We start from the raw sequence: 24,723 nt of genomic DNA on the forward strand, positions 1-24,723 counted from the left end.
TGCGCTCACGCCATGCTCCTGGGCAAAATTAGAGAAAACATCGCACCGCCCTCGGGGTGCTGCTGCGCGGTTATGGTACCGTTAAAAGACTCAATAATGCGCTGAGAAATAGTTAATCCCAACCCCAACCCTCGTCCTTTAGTTGTGTAAAAAGGTTCAAACACCCGATTGGGATCACCCGGTTCAAGACCCGGACCATAATCCCGGACACTAATACGTACCTGTTGTGGCATGGCTTCCACCGTGATACTGAGTTTTACCGGCTGGCAACTTTCCTGGGCCTGCAAGCCATTGTTGATCAGGTTAACCAGAACCTGTTCCAACGGCACCGATTCAGCCATCACCTGTAAGCCAGGATCACTTTGCTGGATCTGAATTTCAGCCTGCATTTTTTGAATTTTACTCTCCAGTATCGCCAGCGAAGCACGCACGGTTTCCTGCAAATCAACCGGCCCCACCCTGCCTGCCGATTTGCGCGCAAACAGTTTGTATTGTGCGACTATCTTCGCCATCATGCGGGTCAGCTTAATAATTTCTTCGATGGTTTGTTCAATGCCATCGGTACGACCTTTTTTAAGCATCAACAGCAGCGTTTCACTGTAAGTCAGTAACGCCGTTAAGGGCTGGTTTAACTCGTGATTAATACTGGCAGACAATTCCCCCAGCAGTGCCAGTTTACCGGCCTGAATTAGCTCGTTTTGGGTTTCTTTTAAGCGTTGTTCGGTCAGGGCCTGTTTATCGATTGTATCCACCAGCGCAATGTTAGTCTGGCGCAATTCGGCTGTGCGCTTCTCTACCCGTTGTTCAAGTTGTTCATTAACCTGAGCTAACTGACGCTGGGCGATCAGATGTCGCCGCCAATACAGGCTCAGTAAAGCAATTAAAATAAACAACGCACTGGCTGCCAGCAGGGTCCACATAACCAATACAAACACCTGACTTCGGGGCGTTAATGCCAGCAAGTGCCAACCCACCTGATTCATCACTTTATAAGCCACCAGATAGCTGGTGTCGGCAACCTGATTGGGCAGCGTCACTTCGGACTGCTGTAGTAGTGACGGTAAGTCATTGTGGTCGGTTAATACGGCCAGGGGGCCTGCGCCATATTGCTTTTGACGGATCAATTCAGCTTCAACATCCGGCGCCAATGACACCAATGAAGAATAATTCCACTGCGGGTTAGAGCTGTAGAAAATGACACCGTGATTGTCGGTGAGTAAGAGTTCGAAGCCACTGTTAATATCATTGTCTTCAATCACGCTCAGCGCCACTTTGACCACCATAACACCAATGATAAGCCCGGCATCGCGCACCGGAAACGAAAAGTAATAGCCGCGTTTACCAGACACAGTACCCAAAGCAAAATAGTTTCCGTCCGTCCCTTCAATGGCCTGCTGAAAGTAGGGTCGAAATCCGTAATCATTGCCCACAAAGCTATCCGGCCCGTGCCAATTACTCGACGCAACGGTCATGCCGTTTGCCGACAAAAGGTACACTGCATCACTGGCCAGATGGGTGTTATAAGTTTGCAACAGTTGGTTGGCTTTATTCAGTGTCGCGGCAGTGGGAGCATGCAGGGCTTCGACAATGACAGGGTGCAACACCAGTACCCGCGGTAAAGTGCGGAATTTATCCAGCTCTATTCCAAGGCGACTGGCAACATCTGAAATCTGCTGGTCGGCGCGATTTTTTTCGGAAGTCACAGCAATCGAGTAAGACAGGAGCCCCACCAGGATCAAATAGCACAACCAGATAATAAATGTGATGCTTCGGAACATAACTCAGCACTCAGCCCATGCAACAGAGCGCATTGTTATAAACGTTTAACAAATAGATTACAAACAACAGAGGCGCTTTAATTGTGATTCGAAGCAACTGAGCGAGAGAAGGAGCTTGCCCGCCCCTTGCTTAAACGCGCCTCGGCTTAGTCAATGTCATTGTCCTGAGCGGCCATCCAGTCTTTCAGTTTTTGCAAATCGTGCTCATAGGCTTGTTGCAACTCTTCGACCCAATCATAGACATTTTGCCACCAGGCAGGATGATCTCCCTGCTGGATTTTATTGGCAATCTTTTGCACAGCTGACAGGCCTACAGATCCGGCCGCGCCCTTAATTTTGTGGGCATGGCTACACACTTCCGATTTTTCCTTGGCACTTAAACTCAGTTGCAGCAGTTCCAGATAATTTGGCATCATTTGCTCAAACACCGTCAGGCTGTTTTGCATCATATCGATACCTATGGTATCCAGCAGCATTTCCAGTAGTTCCATATCCAGTGCCGCATGTAAGTGCTTATCAGGGGTAACACCGGGTTCCGGCAGTGCAGCGCTGGCCTGTTGTGGCTCACTTTCAGCAAACAACTGGTTAAATACCTCAATCACCCGGCTCTTTTTAATAGGTTTAGCGATAACGTCATCCATGCCGTTATCCAGATATTCCTGACGGGTTTTAATCACGTTTGCGGTCAGTGCCACCACCCGGGTATTTTTGATCAACCCTTCTTTACACAAAATGGAAGCCACTTCGAAACCGTTCATGTCGGGCAACTGAATATCCAGCAAAATGAGATCATAATGATGATTGCGCACCTGCTCCAACGCGTCTTCGCCGGTCATGGCCACCGACACTTTTTGCCCTAATTTTTCCAACAGCGCCTTGGCCACCATAACGTTAAGTTGAATGTCTTCTACCAACAGGATATCCAGCGAGCGCGTCATCAACTGTTGCGTGCGTATGCCCTGAGAACTTACCGCCAGCGGTAACTCAACGGTAAAACAGGTACCTTCACCCAGTACGCTGTTTACTGAGATATGGCCTTTCATCATAGACACCATCTGCTGACATATCGCCAGACCAATGCCGGTGCCGGTAGCGCTTTTATGGTTGGGATGGTCCACCTGGTAATACATGGCAAAGATCTTTTCCAGTTCTTCCTGCGGTATCCCCACCCCGGTATCGGTGATCTTAAACTTCACCAGTGAAATGCCGTCCTCCGGCATCGATGCTTCGATGGTCAGACTGACATGGCCCTGCGGGGTAAACTTCACAGCATTAAACAGCAGGTTCCATAAAATCTGGCGCAGGCGGGTACCGTCTACTTCCAGAAATGGTGGAATGGGTTCGACCAGATGGGATTTAAAGCTCAGGCCTTTATCGGCCGCCAGTAATTCGATGATACTGCCCAGCTCCAGAGAAAACTCTTTCAGATTAACGGTTTTAAGCTGCAGTTCCAGTCTGTCCCGTTCGATTTTATCCAGGTCAATAATATCGTTGAAGATGTTGCCCAGGGTAATGGCACTGGCATAAATGGTACTGACCCAGTTAAATTGTTCCTTGTTGAGCTGAGTATCCCGCAGCATACGGCTCAGACCGACAATACCGTTTAGCGGCGTACGTAATTCATGGCTAATGGTGGCAATAAATGCTGTTTTATCTTTACTGGCTTTTTTCACCGCGTCGGCAGCTTGCTTGCGCTCTGTAATATCACGACCAAAGGCCAGCAAGCCTAAACGGTTGCCTTTGGGATCAAAAAACGGCACCTTGCGCATTTCATAATAGCGACGGCGACCGTCAGCAAAGCGCAACCATAGTTCTTCAGTGATACTGGCGTTACTTTCCAGTACTTCGTTGTCACTCATCACCACCTGGCGGGCAAGCTCTTCATCGTAAACCTGATGCGGTGTCAGCCCCATCAACTCTTCTTCGGTTTTACCCGTCATCTGTTCGGCAACCCGGTTGCAACCGGCAAATTTGCCTTCTTCGTTGCGGTAGTAAATCAAATCCGGCGAGGCATCAATAATAGAGCGCAGCAAGATAGAATAGCGCAGGGCCTGTTCTTCTTTTTCCGTGCGGTTGTGCATCTGGTTTTCCAGCTCAGCAAACACCCGCTCGCGGTCCAGTTGCGCCTGCTGACGGGTTTCTATTTCTTTATTGAGTTGATGAATATTATTTTGTAGCTCCTGATGCAGACGAATGTCTGCCTCCCGCATCCGCTCCATCTCGGCAACCGCAGATTGCATTTTTTGCCGGGATACTTCCAACTGTTTAACCAGGGCACTAAACACTAAAAATACCATTGGCGCCACGGTGCAGGTCAGCACAATCGCCGTGATCAAATCTTCCAGCTCGATATGCGCCCCGATAACAAAGCGAATAATAAATGAACCTATGGAAGTCACCACCAGACTAAACAGAAACAGCACCAGGGTGCTTTTGGTTGCGCCGTATTGAGAAATCCAACGGGCAGCCCTTTCCGCCCAGGAATCCAGTTGCTGGGATTGAACTTGCTCAACCGGATTGGGTTGCTGTTCTGGTTTTGACGACATACTCAACTCACTTAAATTTTTAGCCGCATCCTAGCAAGTAATTGCCTGGTCTGCCACGAGTGGAACAGCATCACTATTGTTTATTCATATAATAAACATAAATATTCTAAACTGTTCTAGCTGTAAACTTACTGTTCTATTAGCGGGTGATTTTAATAAGGTTTCCAAAAATAGAAGTTTTATCCTATTGGTAAACCCCCAAATGAAAACTTTGTCACAATAGTGTAATTTTGCAGCATGAAAACAATATTTTTATCCCACTTTCCCGTTTGTAATTTTATTACAGCAATTGATTTATTTCTGTAATACAGTTATTTTGATCAGCCCGCTTGAAAACAAATTGCATAAAGATTCGAGCCAGACTGGTATACCCCTGACGACACAAAATAAGAACATGGAAGTCGCAAAATTGAAAGAACACCAACGATAACGTTGGGTGAGAGAACATATACCCTGCCCAGTCTTAGGTTGAAGGAGTTGAGTTAATGAAACTATACAATCCCAATGACAGTCGGGATAATTGCGGCTTTGGCCTGATCGCCCATGTGAATGGCGAGCCAAGTCACCGTTTGGTGCACACCGCAATTCATGGCCTGGACCGCATGCAGCACCGTGGCGGTATCGCTGCAGATGGCAAAACCGGTGACGGTTGTGGACTTTTATTACAAAAACCTGACGCATTTTTTCAAAAAGTCGCCAAAGAGCATGGTTGGACTTTAGCAAAGAACTATGCGGTCGGAATGATTTTCCTTAGCCAGGATGACAAAAAAGCCCAGACGGCCATGGCCATCCTGGATGAAGAACTTGAAAACGAAACACTGGCGGTATTAGGTTGGCGCGAAGTCCCTACTGATCCTTCAGTACTGGGAGACCTGGCGGTTTCCTGTTTGCCAACGATTAAACAGGTGTTTGTGAATGCGCCACAAGGCTGGCGAGCTGTGGATCTTGAGCGCCGGTTATTTATGGCCCGTCGCCGCGCTGAAAAACGCCTTGCTAAAGATCAAGATTTCTATATCGCATCATTGTCAAATCTGGTGTCGATCTACAAAGGCCTGGTAATGCCGAAAGATTTACCACGTTTTTATCTGGATTTGGCTGACAAAGACATGGCATCAGCCATTTGTGTCTTCCATCAGCGCTTCTCCACCAATACCCTGCCAAAGTGGCCGTTAGCACAGCCTTTCCGCTTTTTGGCCCACAATGGTGAAATTAATACCATTCGCGGTAACCGCGACTGGGCACAGGCCAGAACCTATAAATTCCGCACGCCTTTGATCCCGGATTTAAAAGAAGCGGCACCTTTTGTAAATATGGAAGGTTCCGATTCGTCTTCGCTGGATAACATGCTGGAACTGTTTTTGGCCGGTGGTATGGATTTATTCCGCGCCATGCGCTTGCTGGTGCCACCCGCTTATCAGAACGATAAAACCATGCATGAGGACTTACGTGCTTTCTATGAGTTTAACTCCATGCACATGGAACCCTGGGATGGCCCGGCTGGTATCGTACTAACTAACGGTCGTCATGTGGCCTGTAACCTGGATCGCAACGGTTTGCGTCCGGCCCGTTATGTCATCACCAAAGACGGCTTTATTACCCTGGCCTCAGAAGTGGGTATTTGGGACTATCAACCCGCTGATGTGGTCGAAAAAGGCCGGGTTGGCCCCGGTGAAATGCTGGCGGTAGATACCCGCACCGGGAAAATCTGGCGCAGTACCGAAATTGATGAAGATTTGAAAGGCCGTCACCCATACAAAGAGTGGATTGATAGCCATATCCGTCGTTTAAAACCCATCGAAGAGTACGAAGAAACGCTGATTGGTCAGCGCACCTACAACGATGATGAACTGAACGTCTATCACAAACTGTTTAACTACTCTTATGAGGAGTTACAACAGGTGGTTAAAGTGCTGGCCAGTGATGGTCAGGAAGCTGTGGGATCCATGGGTGATGATACGCCGATGGCGGTGATGTCCTCAAAACCACGCATTATGTATGATTATTTCCGTCAGCAATTCGCGCAGGTCACCAACCCGCCTATCGATCCGCTGCGGGAAAATCACGTGATGTCTCTGGCCACCTGTATTGGTCGGGAAAAGGACGTCTTCAGTGAAACCTCCGGCTATGCCGACAGAGTATTGTTTTCTTCGCCTATTCTGACTTATACCGATTTAGTGCAGTTGAGAGAGTACGATCCGGAACACTACTATTCCGAAGTGGTGGATTTGAACTACAAGCCTGAAGAAGGTTTAAAACGCGCCATTGAACGTATCTGTGATGAAACCGAATACCTGGTGAAAACCAAAAAAGCAGTATTTGTGGTACTGTCTGATCGCAATATCAAAAAAGATCGCTTACCCATTCCCGCTGCGATGGCCGTTGGTGCAGTTCAGCGCCGCCTGGTGGACAAGTCTTTGCGCTGTGACGCAAATATTGTGGTGGAAACCGGCTCAGCCCGTGACCCTCATCATTTTGCGGTGTTGTTAGGACTTGGAGCTACTGCCGTTTATCCTTACCTTGCTTATGAAACTATCGAGCAGATGGTGGAAAAAGGCGAGATTGAATTAAGCCACATGCAGGCCTTTATGAACTTCCGCAAGGGGATCAACAAAGGGCTGTTTAAGATCATGTCGAAAATGGGGATCTCTACGGTCGCCAGTTACCGCAGTTCCAAACTGTTTGAATTAGTGGGTGTCGCTGATGAGGTCATGGAAATCTGTTTCCGTGGTGTGCCATCGCGCATTCAGGGTGCAGGCTTCAGTGATTTCGAGCAGGATTTGATGAACCTGGGCCGTGTTGCCTGGCTAAAACGCAAGCAGTTGAGTCATGGTGGATTACTGAAATACGTGCATGGCGGTGAATACCACGCCTATAATCCGGACGTGGTAACCAGTCTGCAAAAAGCGGTTAAATCCGGCGATTATGCCGATTACCAGGTGTTTGCAGATCTGGTGAATCAACGTTCACCGGCGCATTTCCGCGATTTATTAAAACTGAATACCGGCAAAGAGCCTATCTCTATTGATCAGGTGGAGCCGGCTGAAAGTCTTTATCCACGCTTTGACAGTGCGGCCATGTCTATCGGCGCATTGAGCCCGGAAGCCCACGAAGCGCTGGCGATTGCCATGAACACCCTGGGTGGACAATCCAACTCCGGAGAAGGGGGTGAAGATCCCAAGCGTTTCGGTAATTCCCGCAACTCGAAAATTAAACAGGTGGCATCAGGCCGCTTTGGGGTAACCCCACATTACCTGGTGAACGCCGATGTTATTCAGATCAAGGTGGCCCAGGGCGCAAAACCCGGTGAAGGTGGCCAGCTGCCCGGCGATAAGGTGAACAAATATATAGCGCAACTGCGTTTCTCAGTGCCAGGTGTAACACTGATATCACCACCGCCCCATCATGACATCTATTCGATTGAAGATTTAGCACAGCTGATCTTTGACTTAAAACAGGTCAATCCAAAAGCGCTGATCTCGGTAAAACTGGTATCAGAGCCAGGTGTAGGCACCATCGCAACCGGTGTTGCCAAAGCCTATGCAGACCTGATCACTGTTTCTGGTTACGACGGTGGCACCGGTGCCAGCCCACTGACTTCAGTTAAATATGCCGGTTGCCCCTGGGAGCTTGGCCTGGCTGAAACCCAGCAGGCTCTGGTAGAAAATGGTTTACGCCACAAAGTACGGGTACAAACCGACGGTGGATTAAAAACCGGTCTGGACGTGGTTAAAGCCGCGATTCTGGGCGCAGAAAGCTTCGGCTTTGGTACCGGACCTATGGTAGCGCTGGGTTGTAAGTACCTGCGTATTTGTCATTTGAACAACTGCGCCACAGGTGTTGCCACTCAGGACGAAAAACTGCGCAGCGAATACTTTATCGGTCTGCCGGAAATGGTGATGAACTACTTTAAGTTTATCGCTCAGGAAGTCAGAGAGATTCTGGCCAGTTTAGGGGTTCAGAAGCTGGACGACCTGATTGGTCGCACAGAATATCTGCAGGTACTGGACGGCGTCAACGCCAAACAGCGCAAACTGGATTTAAAACCCATGCTGGCCAAAGCGGAAGCCGGTTCGCATACGCGCCTGTTCTGTTCAGAAGTGACCAACAAGCCTCTGGATAACGGTGATATGAACCTGGCGATTCTGGCTCGCGCCGAATCTGCGGTGCAAAACAAGTCCGGTATTCAGTTGAATTTCAACATACGCAATACCGATCGCTCTGTAGGTGCGTCGTTGTCTGGCTTTATTGCCCGCCATTATGGCAACCAGGGCATGGCAGATTACCCGGTAAACATCAGCTTTAAGGGTACAGCCGGGCAAAGCTTTGGCGTATGGAATGCCGGTGGCCTGGAAATGCGCCTGGAAGGTGATGCCAACGATTATGTAGGCAAAGGCATGACCGGCGGCAAGCTGGTGATCTACCCACCCGCAGGCGTGGAATACGACCCCCACAACAGCGCCATCATTGGTAACACCTGTTTGTACGGCGCCACCGGCGGTAAATTGTTCGCCGCCGGACGTGCCGGTGAGCGTTTTGGGGTGCGTAACTCCGGGGCAATCGCGGTGGTAGAAGGTACAGGTGACAATGCCTGCGAATACATGACCGGCGGTATTGTTGCTATTTTAGGCAAGATTGGCGTGAACTTTGGTGCCGGTATGACCGGTGGCTTTGCTTATATTCTTGACGAGCAAGGCGATCTGCAAAACCGGGTAAACCAGGAACTGGTGGAAATTCTGGACATCGGTGACAAAATCATTCTGTCAGAGCATCTTCGCGGCCTGGTGGATCAACACTATGAAGAAACCGGTAGCGAACACGCACTGAAGATCCTGACTAATTTCGCGGATTATTTAGAACAGTTCAAACTGATCAAACCCAAAACCAGTGATGTGAAGAACCTGCTTGGCCATATCAGTCGCTCTACGAATGAGCTCAGAGTGCAGGCGCAGTAACGGAGTAATTTATGGCTAAGAATGTTTATCAATTTGTTGATGTAGAACGTATCGATCCGCCGAAAAAGCCGGTGCACGTGCGCCGCGCTGACTTTGGCGAGATTTACCATCCATTGTCGGCTTCCCAAACAGAGGGACAGGCCGACCGTTGTCTGGACTGCGGTAACCCTTATTGTGAATGGAAGTGCCCGGTACACAACTTTATCCCGCAATGGTTAAAGCTGGCCAACGAAGGGCGTATTCTGGAAGCCGCAGAGCTTTCCCATAAGACAAACAGCTTACCGGAAGTCTGTGGCCGTGTGTGTCCGCAAGACCGTTTGTGTGAAGGGGCCTGTACCCTGAACGATGACTTTGGTGCGGTCACCATTGGCAGTATCGAAAAATACATTACCGACACCGCCTTTAAAATGGGCTGGCGTCCGGATATGTCGGACGTGGTGCAAACCGGTAAAAAGGTCGCTATCGTTGGTGCCGGTCCTGCGGGCCTGGCCTGTGCCGACATCCTGGTGCGCAACGGTGTTAAACCCGTGGTATTCGATAAATACCCGGAAATTGGCGGTCTGCTGACCTTTGGTATCCCGTCCTTCAAACTGGAAAAAGAAGTGGTGCAATTGCGCCGCGAAATCTTTACCGAAATGGGTGTGGAGTTTGTGCTCAACACGGAAGTAGGAAAAGACGTGCAATTCCAGGACCTGATCGATAAATACGATGCGGTATTTCTGGGTATGGGCACATACAAGTATATGAAAGGCGGTTTCGACAACGAAGCGGCGCCAGGTGTATACGATGCGCTGCCCTTCCTGATTGCCAATACAAATCGCCTGATGAAGCTGGAAAAAGATCCGGCTGATTACATCAGTATGCAAGGTAAAAAAGTCGTCGTACTGGGCGGTGGTGATACCGCGATGGACTGCGTGCGAACGTCGGTACGCCAGGGCGCTGAAAGCGTTATTTGTGCCTATCGTCGTGACGAAGCCAACATGCCTGGTTCACGCCGCGAGGTTACCAATGCCCGTGAAGAGGGTGTTGATTTTCGCTTTAATTTGCAGCCGCTGGATATCGCTGTCGACGAAACCGGCAAAGCAGTGGGCGTAAAACTGGTGAAAACCCAGTTAGGTGCACCTGATGCCGCAGGTCGTCGTCGCCCTGAACCGGTAGAAGGTTCAGAGCATATTCTGGAAGCCGATGCCGTTATCGTCGCTTTCGGTTTCCAGCCCAGCCCCGCCAGTTGGTTTGCCGACTACGGTATTATTCTGGATGAAAAAGGCCGGGTACGCGCCCCATCGCAAGGCAAATACGCCTATCAAACCAGCAACCCAAAAATCTTTGCTGGCGGCGATATGGTGCGTGGCTCAGATTTAGTGGTTACTGCCATTGATGAAGGTCGCAAAGCCGCAGACGGTATTCTGGATTACCTGAATATCTAAGCGTCTCGCAATCACACATTTAAAAGGTCAGCAATGCTGGCCTTTTTTGTGTATGTACTACACGCTACCCGCTCGCTCAACCACCAGAATCCTGGCCTGCCCCTTAGGGTGAGCAACGTGTTCCGTACCTACAGAGGCAAAAAATATGTCGCCTGAATGCAGGATTGCAGACTTAATTTCGTTGTTTTCTTTGTACAACATTTCCACAACACCATCCATAACAGCAAACACTTCTTCACCGTCATTGACGTGCCATTTATAGGGTTGATCTGTCCAATGCAACCGGGTGGTAATGCCGTTCATATTAGCAATATCCTTCGCTCCCCAGGCACTATTTGCGGTGAACTCTTTACTTCTGATAACTTCCACTTTAATTCCCTACGCTTGCGATAATTCAGGGCGGATAATACCTCAATAAGGTGCGCTCCCCTAAAACCAATACGCCTTAAATACAAAAACACTCAAGGCCGGAAAGATGCCAATGTTTGAGCATCACTACCATACTCTTTGTTCAATTTAATTGCCCACAGGTGCAGTGGTTAAATACTCCCTTCACACCTATTGTATGACTCACTATCATCCCGCCATCGTTGCTGATTTGGCGTTTGATCATGCAAACGTTAATCACTAATGATGTTCAATGACCGTCAAAAGTCCTCGCTGCCCGCATCCTGATAAGGGTGATATCACTATCATCATTGCATCATTTGACCATGGCCTTAGTGCCCGTCAGTGCCGATGGCCCCTATCCATGGATCTAATTACCCATTCTCATTCAGGCTGAGATTCGTTAAAGTGGGCTGTTAACGCGCCAAGAATAACAACTCTATGCTGAAAGTCCCATGCTGACACCTACACTGTTACTGATTGCCTCGCTGTTGTATTTGCTGGTGTTATTCGGCATTGCTTTTTGGGGTGACCGAGCCAGCCGCTGGCAGAAGATAAAACCGGCTATTTACAGTCTGGGCCTGGGAGTGTACTGCACCTCCTGGTCTTTTTATGGTGTACCTGGCCAGACAGCCGAAACCGGTTGGTGGATCACGCCCACCTACACCGGGGCGATTTTAGTCTATATCCTGGCCTGGCCGCTGGTGCTGAAAGTCGCGCGAATTTGCCGCGACAACAACCTGACCTCCATGGCGGATTTTATCGCTACCCGTTATGGTCGCTCTATGCGCATCTCAGCGCTGATTAGTCTGGTGTGCGTGATTGCCATCGTGCCGTATATCAGTCTGCAAATTCGCGCCGTTGCCAACAGTGTCAATATTGTTACCGGCAACAGTGGCGCCGGTGGCAACAGCGCCTTATTCTTCACTTTGTTGTTGGCGGCCTTTGCCATTTTGTTTGGTACCCGCAGGGTTCGTACTTCTGAACACAACCCCGGCCTGATGCTGGCCATCGCGTTTGAGTCCATCATAAAATTGCTGACCTTTTTGGCCGTTGGCATCTTTGTGGTCTGGTTTATGTTTGATGGCATTGCAGATCTGACCGCTCAGAGTCAGCACCTGAGTTATCACAGCGACGAATCGGCCAGCTGGTACACCTATGTCAGCCAGACCTTTATCGGGGTACTGATGATGTTCTGTCTGCCCCGCCAATTTCACGTTTGTTTTATCGAACAAACCAGCGAAAAAGAAATGCTGCCCTCTCGCTGGTTGTTTCCGCTGTATATGCTGGCATTAAATGTATTTGCCCTGCCCATCGCATCGGCCGGTTTACTCTGGTTTCAGGATAGCCAACTGGCGCCTGACAACATTATGTTGTTATTGCCTATGGCGGCCGACAGTCAGTTTATGACCTTAGTTTCCTTTTTAGGCGGATTTGCTGCTGCCACCAGCATGGTGATCGTCAGCGCCATTGTACTCAGTATCATGGTGTCTAACGATCTGATTACCCCCTGGTTAGTAAGCCGCACGCGGCAATTGCAGGTAGCCGAACGACTAAGCCCGAAAAAGCTGATCCTGTTTCGCCGTCTCACCATTATCATCGTATTGCTTTCGGCCTGGTTGTATTACCAAATCACCCGGGACTATGGTTTGCTGGCCAATACCGGTCTGATGGCCATGACACTCGTGGCACAATGTGCTCCGGCACTGTTGTTGGGACTGTTCTGGCGCAATGCCAATGAAAAGGCCGCCCTGTACAGTATTTTGGTGGGCACCGCACTTTGGAGCTACACCCTGTTACTGCCGACGCTGTTGTTTTCCAGCGCTCCGGACAGTGAAATATTGCAGCAGGGTTTTATGGGGTTCAGTTTGTTGCTGCCAACCGCCATGTTTGGTTTGCAACTGGATTTTATCAGCCATGGTCTGGTGATCAGTTTAGGCGGTAACCTGCTTACTTTTTTCTGGCTGTGCTGGCGTCAACGCCCTCTGGTGGCCGAACAGTTGCAGGCCTCATTGTTTATCAACAACCAGGTGCGCAACGACAATCAAAAACGCGGCTACGACAACCTGAGTCTGGCCAGCATCCAAAGCTTGTTATCCCGATTTTTGGAAACCGACCGGGTACAGGAGTTTTTTCATAGCCATTATGGTGAGACTGAACCCGACTGGAATAGCACGGCCCCCAAAGTACTGTCAGATAAATTAGAACAGGAGCTGTCTGCCATTATTGGCGGTGCGTCCGCCCGGTTGGTGCTGGAATCGGCCAGCGGCAGCAACAATGTAGCGCTCAGTGAAGTGGTCGAACTGGTGGACGAAGCCAGTGAAGTGTACAAGTTTAATCGCGCCCTGCTGCAGTCCACCATACAGAACATCGACCAGGGCATCTCCGTAGTGGACAAAGAGCTGCGTATCGTGGCCTGGAATCGCGCTTATATCGATATGTTCAACTACCCGGACGGCGAAATTTACGTGGGCCGCCCGGTGGAAGAGGTAATTCAACTTAACGCGCAACGCGGCTTATTTGGTGATATTGAGAAAGGCCAGATCGACGAAGAAGTTGCCAAACGTGTCGCCTACCTGCGTTCCGGAAAACCTTACAGTTTTCGCCGTGTGCATCCCAGCAATAAAGTATTAGAAATGAAAGGCAACCCACTGCCCGGTGGTGGGTTTGTTACCACCTATACCGATATCACGGAATTTGTGGAAAACCAGAAGGCCCTGGAAGAACTCAATGTACATCTGGAAAACCGGGTTCAGCAACGTACCCAGGATCTGGAGGCGATGAATCAGCGACTGGAAGATGCAAGACAACTGGCTGTTCAGGCGAATGAGGACAAGACCCGTTATTTCGCGGCAATCAGTCACGATTTACTGCAACCCTTCAATGCCGCAACCCTGTTTAATTCCATACTAAAAGAAAAGCTGCAAACACCAGAACTGGCTGAGCTGAGCAGTAATATTCAGAACGCTTTAGAAAACGCCGAACAACTTGTTAATTCTGTACTGGAACTTACCAAGCTGGATGCCGGAGTGATCTCACCACAAGTGGAAGATGTCGATGTTTATCAACTGATCACGCCCCTGTTGGACGAGTACCGACTCATGTGTGAACAAAAAGGGCTGGTTTTTCAGGCCGCCATTTTGCATCAACTCACCCGTACCGATGCCAGATTGTTAAAGCGGGTATTGCAGAACTTACTGACCAATGCGATCCGCTATACAGAATCTGGATTCGTCAATATTGAATGCCGCATTGAAAAGCAGTTGATGATCATCGTCAAAGATTCAGGAGAGGGCATCAAGGATGAAGATAAAGCGCGTATCTTTAAAGATTTCGAACAAGCCAGCCGTCAACACACAGGCCAGGGGCTTGGGTTAGGCCTGGCCATTGCTTCCCGTATATGCCGTATCCTGGGTCATGAGCTAAGCTTTGACTCCACCTGGAAACAGGGCAGTGAATTCAGAATTACGCTGCCCTGTATTAAAGGAGACATTAATCCGGGTGAAACCCTGCAAAACAAAGCGGTGTGTAAAACCGATATGCAGGGTGTGAATGTGCTGGTCATTGATAACGAACCGGCTTTGCTGGAAGCCATGACTCTACGATTGGAAACCTGGGGATGCCTGGTGCACAGTGCCAGCAATCTCCAGGAGGCGCTGAAAGCCTGTGCGCATTTTGCCCCCGATATCATTGTGGCCGATTACCACCTGGACAATGGTGAAAATGGCATAGACGCGGTGCAACACATTCGCGCCAGTTTGGGTCAAGCAATCCCGGTAATTATTAACAGTGCCGATCATGCCGAAACCATTCGGGAAATGGCCATGGAACAGGGCTTCAGCTTTATCGCAAAACCGGTCAAGCCAGCCACGTTGAAACGCCTGTTAAAAAAAGGATTGGGCTAATCGGATAGCAAACATCAGCCCCATCCAGTTGTCTTAATCGCCAAATAAGCTATTGCGACCAGGTAATTTCAGCTAACTGATTGGTGGCCGTCTGATGAATAATCAGTCCCTGATTGCCCATCCGCATATGTCTTATAAGTCCGCTGTAAACGCCTTCTTTGCTGGGGATTTGCCAGCTTTGCATGGTTTCTGTCGCTAAATCAAAGCGCACCAGCGTTTCCGGCCTTTTGCTGGATTCATTAAACCAAATGGCACCATCGGCGTATTCAATCGCATAGGGATGGCTGTCCTCTCCACTGGGGTTGTCCCACTCTGTTATTGTGCCGGTTTTAGGATGATATCTGCCCAGTTTACCCATACCTGAATTCACATAAAACACCATATCGTCAGGCGTAATGGCCAGGCGTCGCGAGTGGCTCTTGTCTCCGGGCAATTTGATTTCCTCCAGGTGCATGGATTCGGTGTCAACTTTGATCAGGCAGTTGCTGCCGTTGCAGGATACCCAGGGGGTGCCTGATGAATCGATCTTAATGCCGTAGGGGCGCGAGCCCTGGGTTGGCAGTGTGGCCAGTTTAATATCACCGGTAGCCGGATCTAATCGCCCAATCATATTGCTGTGCTGTAAGGTAAACCAGAAAATCCCCTGCGGATCAAACTCGCCGGTGTGAGGGTCCCGGGCATTGGCATCTGGCATTCTGAACACCTTAAAAGTGCCAGATTCAGGCTCTAAATAGCCGACAGTGCCGTTTTTGTTGCCCAAAAACCAGGGAGTGAGATTTTTATCCAGTGTCACACTGTGGGGAAATGTACCGGGGGGAAGCACATACTCTTTCATCGCACCGGTTTTGGGATCCAGTCGCCCGAGTATATTTCCCCACTGCCCTACCCACCATATCACACCGTCTTTACCCTGCACCGGATCGCGGGCACGCTGTCCGAGTGTCGGAACCTGCCAATAACGATAACTCAGCTGCCTCTCACCGGGCACCTGTACAGAGGCTCGACGTTGGTTTTCAGGATATTGTTTAGCAAGATAGGCGCTTAATTCATCGGCCTGAGACTCGTTCAAGTCGACCATGTAACTCATCAGCGTTTTCCAGTGTGCCTGATTGTACCCGGCACTGTACTCCAGATTGGAAAGGCCGTGACAGGCGGTACATAGTTGCAGTTGCGCCGGTGGTTCGCTCAGCGCCGGTAAGGCCGTCAGCATCAGACCCAACCCCATCAACAGTTGACGGGACTTGCCAGCAAAATAGTTCGCAATCACCATAATCACCTCAGTTTTTGTTTCGTGGCCCGGTATTTTTTGCCTGAAGGCATAATACCAATCAGTAATAATTAAACCGCATATTAAAAAACCTTCAATTCTTGTAACTCAATGCGTAATAGTAGACATTACGCCATCGCAAAAAATTACACTCAATAATAGTTTTATATCATGCTGCACGCTATTGTCCGCTTCCTGGGGCTCCAAAGTAATGTGGTTTCGTCTGAAAAACTGGTGGCAACACTGGGGGGCGTACTGGCCATATTTTGCTGTTTTTACCTTACTCAGTTTTTTACCGGTACTGCCGGAACCGCTGCAATACTGCCCTCCATGGGTGCATCTACGGTTTTGCTGTTTGCCGTACCACACGGACAGCTGTCCACCCCCTGGGCATTGTTTGCCGGCAACCTGTTATCCGCCATTATCGGAGTAACCTGCGCACTTTTTATCCCTGCGGTTGGATTGGCTGCCGCCATCGCAGTGGCGCTGTCCATTTTAGTCATGCACCTGACCCGCAGTTTACATCCGCCTGGCGGGGCCACAGCATTAGCCGCTGTTATCGGCGGCACCAGTATTACCGAATTAGGATACTGGTACGTTATTACCCCCACACTACTTAACTGCAGTGTACTGTTTTTGGTAGCGCTGCTGTTCAACAACATCTTCAGTTGGCGCAGATACCCACAAAGCCTGATGCGTTATCAAAGTGTGGGTTATCACCCTGACACCCGTCAAATTAAAAAGCAGCATATTCACGAAGCAATAAACCGCTCAGAATTAGTGATTGATGCCAGCGATGAACAAATCAAACACATTATTGATTTGGCCGATGCCATTTTTCACGAGGAACTATTGAAAGGCTTTAATCTCGAGGCCGGCGCTTTTTATACCAATAGTCAGCCAGGCAGGAAATGGTCGGTGCGCCAGGTCATCGATCAACATGAACACCCGGAGCCAACCCGCCATCAGATCATCTATCGCATCGTTGACGGTGAAGGCAAGGGGCAGTCCGGCACGTGTTCGTTAGTGGAATTTGCAGCCTGGGCAAAAGAGAAAATGCGTCCAAAATATGAGCGTTAAAACTCAGTCACCACAGTGACGCCTGGCGATTTTGGCCTGTCCATTGTCATCAATGCATCTATAGACTCGGCTAAACTTATGGTTTTACCCAATAGTTTTTCCGGTTGCAATTTTCCAGACATAATCATCGCTAGCATAGCATCATAACGATGTGCCTGCATACCATGACTCCCTATGACTTCCAGCTCATGGGCCACAACCTTGTCCATGGGAATAGCTGTGGTGGCTTGTTCGGCCAACAAAAGTCCAACTTGTATGTGTTTTCCTAGCCTGCGCAAACTAAGGATAGAATTGTTACAAGTAATGGGATGGCCTAACGCATCAAGAGAAACATGTGCACCACCGTGAGTGTTGTGTTTAATCACTTCTGAAACTGAATCAACTTCATTGGCATTGATATTCAACACGGCCCCTAAGGAGCGCGCAAGCTTGAGTGCCTCGTCATTAATATCAACAGCTATCACATTTGCCCCAATGGCATTTGCAATCATAATAGCTGAAAGCCCGACGCCACCACATCCGTGTACAGCTACCCACTGACCAGCTGTCACTTTACCTTGGTCCACCACAGCCCGAAAGGAAGTGACAAAACGACACCCCAGACTAGCCGCAGTTGCAAAATCCATGCTTTCCGGTAAATTCACCAAATTGACATCCGCATTATCAATTGCCACATATTCAGCGAATGAACCCCAATGTGTAAATCCGGGTTGGGTTTGCTGTCCGCAGACCTGATGATTTCCTGAATGGCATTCAGAGCAATGTCCACAAGCATTAATAAAAGGGACCGTCACCCTGTCGCCGACATTGAAAGATTTCACATCCTTACCAATCTCCGCAATTATACCGGCAAACTCATGGCCTGGAACATGTGGCAACTGAATGTCTGAATCGTGTCCCATCCAGCCATGCCAGTCGCTTCTGCAGACTCCGGTTGCCTCTACTTTGATGATCACACCATGAGGCTTAACTTCAGGCTCTTTAACTGACATTAATTGAGGAAGGGCAGTAAAACTTTCATAAACAATGGCTTTCAAAACATACATCCTGATATAAGCGACAAAGCACTACTCTATCGCTTTCTCCTTGAAATTACCTTGCTTTATAGCACTATCATCCATCGAGTATTTAGCATATTCTTCCACATAGCAACACAAAAACGAAAGAACCCTTCAAATATGAATCCAGATAAAACAGACATGGCCATTCTGGCCCTTTTGCAACAAAACGGACGATTAACTAATTCGAGTATTGCCAGTGAACTGGCTTTAAGTGAAACTCCCTGTTGGCGAAGAATTAAAAAACTGGAAGACAGTGGATTAATTCAGGGTTACCAGGCAAATTTAAACCGCAAGCAATTAGGGTTTGGAGTCATGGCCTTTGTGCAACTGACCTACGTCATGCATGACGTGGAGACAACAAAGTGCTTTGAAGAAACCATATTGCGCAGTGACAATGTATTGTCCTGCCACAATACCACCGGGCAAGCTGACTTCTTGTTACAGGTGGTAGCCAAAGATTTAGAAGAATACAGCCACTTTGTTGAAAGTGTGTTGCGAAAACTACCTGGAGTATCCGCCATTAGTTCTAATATTTCATTAAGAGAACTAAAATCCACCAGCAAATTACCTGTCTTGCCGGTTCCGGTAACAAAAATCTGATATCCATGCTATAACCTGCGATTCAATATGAAATCACAATTTGCTTTGCAAAAAGGAGAAAATAATGAACATCAGGACTTTAACTTTACTTGCCTCACTGTCTTTTGCGGGCTTTACTCAGGCAGAACCCGCCAGTCAACAAAGCGTTGAAGATCTGCTTGTGGCCACCGGCGCCGCAGATCTGGGAGCACAGATGATGGCGCAAATGCTGCCAGCAATGAAACAATCCATGCCCGATGCACCGGAGGCGTTTTGGACAGAATTTCAGGCTCAGGCGGACTTCTCGGTATTAATGCAGCGCATTATCCCTATTTATCAAAAGCATCTCACTGAAGAAGATGTCGAAGCCATAAATCAATTTTACCGCAGCGAAGCAGGTCAAAGGCTGGTGAAAGTGCAGCCTCAGATCATGCAAGAGTCTATGATGGCAGGCCAAACCTGGGGACAGGAAGCCGCTCAAAAAGCCATGATGAAAGTCCAGTCTGCCGCACAGGCCGGACAATAACCCGCAAAACAATAATTAGGGGCAAGCAAACTTGCCCCCTGCCAGCATCATTTACCATTTCATCATCCAGAGACTCTCGCTCGGGCAACAACTTGAGTGGTCACTGATGAATATTAGACTAAAGTCTAACTCGTATTAGACTATAGTCTAAGTGCTTCATTTTTAAGTTCGTTTTGCTCTCAAGGTCACTAAACTTCGCCCTATCAAGACAAGGCAGTCAGCGCCTTTTTCAAAATTGTTACAGAGAGTTTAATAATGAAAAACAACCTTAAATTATCCGTTGCGATCATCGCGCTTCTTTCGTCGGGTGCAGCTTCTGCCACCTCTATAAAAACCTGTACCCTGGATTATTCAGGGGTGATGAATGCTATTGACGTAGACAATGGTGTGGTTACCGGCGTTGCAAAACTATTTGCCAAACAGTCAGCCAACGAAACTTTTACTTTGGTGGCCAAAGACGGTCAGGAATACGAGCGCTCGGGTACGATCACCACGACAGTTGATTTGACACAATTCGCAGCCGACGGAGAAAGCTGCGCTTTCGACAATCGCTTTACTCCCATCCATTCCATCAGTGACAACCGCCCATGGCGTCAATTTCAAATGCGTTTTGATAGCTATTACGACAGCAACATCATGGCCAGATACCAACACAATGGTATTGACAGCAAGCTAATGGTGGCTAACGGCTGGACCTGGGGAACCGACATGGCGGGTATCCATGTATTTGAAATGATTGACGGCGAATTTTTCCCGGTTAAATATGACATTGACCAGGGCAATGGTGAATTACCGGCTTTCAAAGCAGGTAACACCACAATGAACATGAGTGGCGATGGCGGCCTGTGGCAATACAGAGCGTCGGCGGTCAGTGAGGATGGCAGAGTCGTTGCCGGTTACGCCAAACTGGAAGAAGATGTCACCTTTGAAAATGGCTCTAAAATCAAAGATTCCGATAAGTTCGGTATGATTTGGGAGCTCGCTGAAAGCTGCAGTATCGACAGTACCAAATGTAACGGTGATGATGCCAGTCGCCTGACCAGTGGCTCCGACAGTACCAGCAATATCCGGGTGCGCTCCCTCAGTGCCAGCCAAATTACCCGTGATACCAGTGAAAAAGCCGTTTATAGCAACGGAGAAAATGTCACGATTGAAACTAGCGGTTTATCAGAAGGCCAGATCATCAGTTACGACGCAATCCCGACGGAATTCACTATTGGTTATCGCTTTTTGACAGGAGCTGAAAATGTCGGCTGCACGCTCATCGATACCGGTGGCGCATTTACCCACAACAAACTGGAACGGCACGACCCATACGTTATCTTTGGTGACGCCAACAACGGCCAAGATTATAACACGCGTGACAAGTCTGTATTGGACGAAGGTGAACTGACCTTAGCCATTGCTGTGTACAGCGACAACAACTGCGAAGGTGACCCCTTCTTCAATGACTCGGTGACAGTCACTATCAATAAAACCGATGGCACTTCTTCGCCCGGTGCACCGGCTGACGAAGCGACCACAGAAACATCCGGTGAATTCTACCTGGTAGACAGACAGGAACAGCCTTCAAACTTTGAAATGCTGAGCTTTGATGCCGACAGCACCATGTCGAGTATTTTTGGTATTAACACTATCAGTGAAGGTAAATACCTGTTGCACGGCCGTTCTGCCTCAGGCAAAGCCATGGTGGCGTTAGTAACGCTGTAAGCGATTCCAGCAGATTCAGAAAGTAAAAAGTTGCCGCCAGCAACTTTTTTTGTTTCTGGTGAAGTACCAATAGTATTTTTATCCTGACAGCCATAACCGGCAGCCAAATCATCTATAATTTCAGTTAACTTCAATAAATTGATAGCCAGGGCCTGATGAGTCGTAAACTTCGCAAGCAGCAGAAAAAGTTAAAGGCCGTCGCTCACACTGAAGCCAAGGCTGAGGAACAGTATTTTCAGACGCTGCCGGCGCATTTCAAGCCCTTATCACAGAAAAATGGCGTGACGCTGCTCAATCGGATAAACAGCAACCAGAATCCCGGTTATTACTACGACACCCGCTCTGGCAAAAATTATAAGGTCATTTATCGCTCTTACGATGGCGCTTACACGGCTGTGCGGCTAAGCCAGTCAGAACTCAAACTACTAACATGCCATTCTGATGCCGCCTCTGTGGTACAAAAGCTGGGGAAAATGGATGAAAACGCCACATTGGCGAAGCAGTGGCTGCTGCATCAACCGCTGCCTTTGATTAACAAATGTCATCAAATTCTGAGCTTCCTTAACCAGTACACAGCAAACAGCCAGGAGCATGTCACGCTCGTTTCAGAACTGGCAGACATAGCTCAAAATTTCTTTTTCTCGCCTTCTCCGGTTTCACCTGAGGTGGATTCAGCGTTTGCCAGGCAACCCGAAAAGAAAAGACCTGAGCAACTGGCCGAACAAGTCGAGCAATTAGTCACTGTCGTCTCGACACAGGAATTGGCAACCTTGCCAAAAAACCTGAGCATATTCATACAAGCTCTGGCGGCGGATTATTTAAGCAATAACAAAACGCTTCTGTTACTCAATGAGACACAAGTCGATGCATTGCTCCATATTGCCATTAAGCTGGACCCCAGGAGATTTTCTGACCTGTTGCTCTCAGGGCATTCGCCGTTGATTAGACAAGCTCTGGCGTTGCTGTTTCTATTTATCAGTGGCGCTAAAACTGACAAACCCGATGAAGAGCAGGTTAATCTGCTGCGCCATTTATATGGGAACCGGGATAAAGTTGGTAGCCACGCATTTCAGTATTGGCTGCAAAGTACACTGGAAAATCTCCAGAATGACCTCCCGGATTGTCCGACACTGACTTCGGCGTATCGGTATTATGCCCACTGGCATATCAAGGGTGTTAATCCGTTAACTCAACCGAAAAAAGCCGCCATCATCTTACCTGTAGCGATTTTTGTGGTGTGGTTCTGCGGACAATTTTACGGTGAAGAGAACGTTAAAACCGGCACATGGGCCGCTGCCAGTGTTACCAATATCCTTCTGCCTTTTGTGATGTACCTGGTGTTTCGGCTTTACAGTTGGACCCACTGGCGCTCTGCATCTTACCTGTGTATCGCCATGATCCTGTGCACTGCACTTATCGGGCACAGCAACTACTTCCAGGATTCCAAAAAGCATTTTGCCGGTGTCTATCATAAGCAGTTGTTACAAGATGGACGCAGTATCCCGACAGATGCCAACAGCGACACCCTGTTTCGGGCGTATCTCGACAGCAGGTTGCCGGACGTTTCAGGAGTACTGTTTTTCGACCATCTGCGTTTTCGGGCAATGGTGGGGACCTGGTCAGAAGAAAGAGCTTATATCTACGGCCCTTACATTGAGGTGCATCGCCAAGGGGTTAACGTCTGGTTTAACTGGGTGCTGCAACTGCTGATTATCTGGATCACCTGTGGCTTTGCCTTTATCTTTGCCAAATATCCGGCAAAAAGAAACACAGAAGAAAACACTGCTTCTAAACAAAACTAAAGCAAATATCACAGGCCAAAAATCACACCTTAAACTTACTGACCAGTTGCTGTAATTGCTCAGCTAAGCCAAGCAGTTTATGGCTGTCATTGGTGCTGAGATTTGACAGGTGTTCGGTTTCACCACTGGTTTCTGCGATTTTACTGATGCGTCGGTTAACGTCTTCACTGACCTGATGTTGCTGTTCAGAGGCTGTGGCAATCTGGGCGATCATGGCTGTCATGTTGCTGATATCTTTGGTGATCACCGCAATACCGGCACCGGCGGTTTCCACTTTATTGACGGTCAGTTGTGACTTGCTTTGCCCTCCCTGCATCACCCGGACGGCCGCGTCAGCAGTATGCTGCAGGCGCTGTATGGTTTGTTGGATTTCTTCGGTGCTCACCTGAGTGCGACTGGCCAGGGTTCTGACTTCATCCGCCACCACCGCAAATCCCCGTCCCTGCTCTCCGGCGCGGGCAGCTTCAATGGCGGCATTTAGCGCCAGCAAATTGGTTTGCTCTGCGATGCCCCTGATGACCTCCAGTACCGACACAATATCACTGACATTTTCTTCCAGTGTAGCAATAGCGCTGGCCCCACTGCTCACATCTTCGGCCAGTTCACGAACATGCTGCAAAGATTCCTGCAGTTCAGCAATAGCATGTTGGCTTTTCACTTCAGCATCTGAGGCCGAGCTGGCGGCCTGTTCAGCACTGCCTGCGATTTCAATTGCCGACGCGGCCATTTCGGTCATGGCGGTAGCCACCATGTCGGTTTCCTGATTTTGTTGTTTGACCCAGTTGTGAATTTGTTCGTTGCGCTCATCGATGAGTTTAGATGCCGCTTTTACCTGACAGGAGCAATCCAGCACCTGCTCCACAATTCCGCGTATTTTATCTACAAATTGATTAAAGCTGGCAGCCAGTTGCCCCACTTCATCCTGGCTTTTGATGTGCAATCGACGGGTTAAATCCCCCTGGCCAGTAGAGATCTCTAGCAGGTTGTCGTTCATTTCTTCCAGGGGGCGCATAATACGTTTAGCCACTACCCGCACCATAAACACCATTAAACCGCTTACTCCGACAGACACCAACAGGGCAAAACTCAAAGAACTTGCCGCCGCATTCTCAGCCTGGCCAGCAATTTGGGCCACTTCGTGATCAATATCATCAATATAGAATCCGGTGCCCACCATCCAGTTGTACTCTGGGAACCACAGGGTGTAACTCAGTTTCGGCAATGGCTGTTGTCCCTGACTTCTGGGCCAGTGGTAAAGGTAAAAGCCATCCTTGTTTTTTGCGGCGTTGATCAAGCCCTGCACTACATATTTACCGTTGGGATCTTGTACATTCCAGTAATTTTCACCTACACCCGAAAGGTTGCTACCCAGTGCCACCCGGTCGCCATTTTCTGCATAGGCAAATAAATAATTGCTGCCATCATAGGACAGTGACTGAATGTAATGCTGTACTTTTTGTCGGGCTTCATCGTGACTTAAGCTCTTGTCCGACAGAACAAACTCAATGCCACTTAAACTCAATTCAAGGTAGTTTTTCAGCTCGGCTTTTTTCAGGGACATTAGATTATTGCGGGTAGCAGAAATTTGCTCTTCAGAAGAAGACAGCAACGTCATCCAGAAGGTCAACATCAAAATGGCGCACAAAAAGACAACAGGGACCAGGGTTAACACCGTCAGTTTATTTTTCAGGCTCATCACTTAT

Annotated in this window: 14 protein-coding genes; 8 read left to right on the forward strand and 6 right to left on the reverse strand. The window is 48.7% G+C overall.

Annotation, left to right across the window (positions count from 1 at the left end):
• Positions 1-5 precede the first annotated feature (5 nt).
• Complete coding sequence (locus AC0J20_RS14330; protein ID WP_473022173.1) at positions 6-1,778, reverse strand: sensor histidine kinase; 1,773 nt, start codon at positions 1,776-1,778, stop codon at positions 6-8.
• A gap of 146 nt (positions 1,779-1,924) precedes the next feature.
• On the reverse strand, positions 1,925-4,324 hold the full coding sequence (gene arcB / locus AC0J20_RS14335) for an aerobic respiration two-component sensor histidine kinase ArcB (RefSeq protein WP_473022174.1): 2,400 nt from the start codon (positions 4,322-4,324) through the stop codon (positions 1,925-1,927).
• Positions 4,325-4,809: 485 nt separating this feature from the next.
• Between arcB and gltB the strand changes: the two genes are divergently transcribed.
• Both gltB and AC0J20_RS14345 read left to right on the forward strand, forming a co-directional pair.
• Positions 4,810-9,276: a glutamate synthase large subunit gene (gene gltB / locus AC0J20_RS14340; protein WP_473022175.1), complete on the forward strand. Its 4,467-nt coding sequence runs from the start codon at positions 4,810-4,812 to the stop codon at positions 9,274-9,276.
• A gap of 11 nt (positions 9,277-9,287) precedes the next feature.
• Entirely contained in the window at positions 9,288-10,703 is a 1,416-nt protein-coding gene (locus tag AC0J20_RS14345) for an FAD-dependent oxidoreductase (protein ID WP_473022176.1), read from the forward strand.
• Positions 10,704-10,760: 57 nt separating this feature from the next.
• Here AC0J20_RS14345 and AC0J20_RS14350 read toward each other — a convergent pair whose 3' ends face one another.
• Complete coding sequence (locus tag AC0J20_RS14350) at positions 10,761-11,072, reverse strand: cupin domain-containing protein (RefSeq protein ID WP_473022177.1); 312 nt, start codon at positions 11,070-11,072, stop codon at positions 10,761-10,763.
• A 473-nt stretch (positions 11,073-11,545) separates the two neighbouring features.
• Here AC0J20_RS14350 and AC0J20_RS14355 point away from each other — a divergent pair, with 473 nt between their 5' ends.
• Positions 11,546-14,995, forward strand: coding sequence for a PAS domain-containing hybrid sensor histidine kinase/response regulator (locus tag AC0J20_RS14355; protein WP_473022178.1), 3,450 nt, complete (start codon positions 11,546-11,548; stop codon positions 14,993-14,995).
• Between the two features lie 49 nt (positions 14,996-15,044).
• On the opposite strand, the gene AC0J20_RS14360 is transcribed toward AC0J20_RS14355, so the two are convergent.
• Positions 15,045-16,265 (reverse strand): Vgb family protein, encoded by a 1,221-nt coding sequence (locus tag AC0J20_RS14360; protein ID WP_473022179.1) that lies wholly within the window; start codon positions 16,263-16,265, stop codon positions 15,045-15,047.
• Positions 16,266-16,433: 168 nt separating this feature from the next.
• On the opposite strand from AC0J20_RS14360, the gene AC0J20_RS14365 reads away from it, so the two are divergent.
• Positions 16,434-17,342, forward strand: a complete 909-nt coding sequence (locus tag AC0J20_RS14365) for an HPP family protein (RefSeq protein WP_473022180.1) — start codon at positions 16,434-16,436, stop codon at positions 17,340-17,342.
• Here AC0J20_RS14365 and AC0J20_RS14370 read toward each other — a convergent pair.
• Complete coding sequence (locus tag AC0J20_RS14370; protein WP_473022181.1) at positions 17,339-18,379, reverse strand: zinc-dependent alcohol dehydrogenase family protein; 1,041 nt, start codon at positions 18,377-18,379, stop codon at positions 17,339-17,341. The two genes, AC0J20_RS14365 and AC0J20_RS14370, sit on opposite strands and share 4 nt — an antisense overlap.
• A gap of 141 nt (positions 18,380-18,520) precedes the next feature.
• On the opposite strand from AC0J20_RS14370, the gene AC0J20_RS14375 reads away from it, so the two are divergent.
• The 4 genes from AC0J20_RS14375 to AC0J20_RS14390 all read left to right on the forward strand — a co-directional run bounded on the left by AC0J20_RS14375 (position 18,521) and on the right by AC0J20_RS14390 (position 23,020).
• The gene (locus AC0J20_RS14375) at positions 18,521-19,003 is read left to right on the forward strand and encodes an Lrp/AsnC family transcriptional regulator (RefSeq protein ID WP_473022182.1); all 483 of its coding nucleotides are present in this window, start codon (positions 18,521-18,523) and stop codon (positions 19,001-19,003) included.
• A 64-nt stretch (positions 19,004-19,067) separates the two neighbouring features.
• Positions 19,068-19,508: a DUF2059 domain-containing protein gene (locus AC0J20_RS14380; protein WP_473022183.1), complete on the forward strand. Its 441-nt coding sequence runs from the start codon at positions 19,068-19,070 to the stop codon at positions 19,506-19,508.
• 255 nt (positions 19,509-19,763) lie between these two features.
• Positions 19,764-21,218, forward strand: a complete 1,455-nt coding sequence (locus AC0J20_RS14385; protein ID WP_473022184.1) for a hypothetical protein — start codon at positions 19,764-19,766, stop codon at positions 21,216-21,218.
• Positions 21,219-21,373: 155 nt separating this feature from the next.
• Positions 21,374-23,020 carry a hypothetical protein gene (locus AC0J20_RS14390; RefSeq protein WP_473022185.1) on the forward strand — a complete coding sequence of 549 codons (1,647 nt, stop codon included), beginning with the start codon at positions 21,374-21,376 and terminating at the stop codon, positions 23,018-23,020.
• Positions 23,021-23,042: 22 nt separating this feature from the next.
• Here AC0J20_RS14390 and AC0J20_RS14395 read toward each other — a convergent pair whose 3' ends face one another.
• Positions 23,043-24,716, reverse strand: a complete 1,674-nt coding sequence (locus AC0J20_RS14395; protein ID WP_473022186.1) for a methyl-accepting chemotaxis protein — start codon at positions 24,714-24,716, stop codon at positions 23,043-23,045.
• Positions 24,717-24,723: the final 7 nt, after the last annotated feature.

The organism is Planctobacterium sp. R6, assembly GCF_055755215.1.

What these genes read in the sequence shown, in the direction of transcription:
- AC0J20_RS14330 (WP_473022173.1), bottom strand. Translation starts at nt 1,778, where the DNA reads ATGTTCCGAAGCATCACATTTATTATCTGGTTGTGCTATTTGATCCTG.
- arcB (WP_473022174.1), bottom strand. Translation starts at nt 4,324, where the DNA reads ATGTCGTCAAAACCAGAACAGCAACCCAATCCGGTTGAGCAAGTTCAA.
- gltB (WP_473022175.1), top strand. Translation starts at nt 4,810, where the DNA reads ATGAAACTATACAATCCCAATGACAGTCGGGATAATTGCGGCTTTGGC.
- AC0J20_RS14345 (WP_473022176.1), top strand. Translation starts at nt 9,288, where the DNA reads ATGGCTAAGAATGTTTATCAATTTGTTGATGTAGAACGTATCGATCCG.
- AC0J20_RS14355 (WP_473022178.1), top strand. Translation starts at nt 11,546, where the DNA reads ATGCTGACACCTACACTGTTACTGATTGCCTCGCTGTTGTATTTGCTG.
- AC0J20_RS14360 (WP_473022179.1), bottom strand. Translation starts at nt 16,265, where the DNA reads ATGGTGATTGCGAACTATTTTGCTGGCAAGTCCCGTCAACTGTTGATG.
- AC0J20_RS14365 (WP_473022180.1), top strand. Translation starts at nt 16,434, where the DNA reads ATGCTGCACGCTATTGTCCGCTTCCTGGGGCTCCAAAGTAATGTGGTT.
- AC0J20_RS14375 (WP_473022182.1), top strand. Translation starts at nt 18,521, where the DNA reads ATGAATCCAGATAAAACAGACATGGCCATTCTGGCCCTTTTGCAACAA.
- AC0J20_RS14380 (WP_473022183.1), top strand. Translation starts at nt 19,068, where the DNA reads ATGAACATCAGGACTTTAACTTTACTTGCCTCACTGTCTTTTGCGGGC.
- AC0J20_RS14385 (WP_473022184.1), top strand. Translation starts at nt 19,764, where the DNA reads ATGAAAAACAACCTTAAATTATCCGTTGCGATCATCGCGCTTCTTTCG.
- AC0J20_RS14390 (WP_473022185.1), top strand. Translation starts at nt 21,374, where the DNA reads ATGAGTCGTAAACTTCGCAAGCAGCAGAAAAAGTTAAAGGCCGTCGCT.
- AC0J20_RS14395 (WP_473022186.1), bottom strand. Translation starts at nt 24,716, where the DNA reads ATGAGCCTGAAAAATAAACTGACGGTGTTAACCCTGGTCCCTGTTGTC.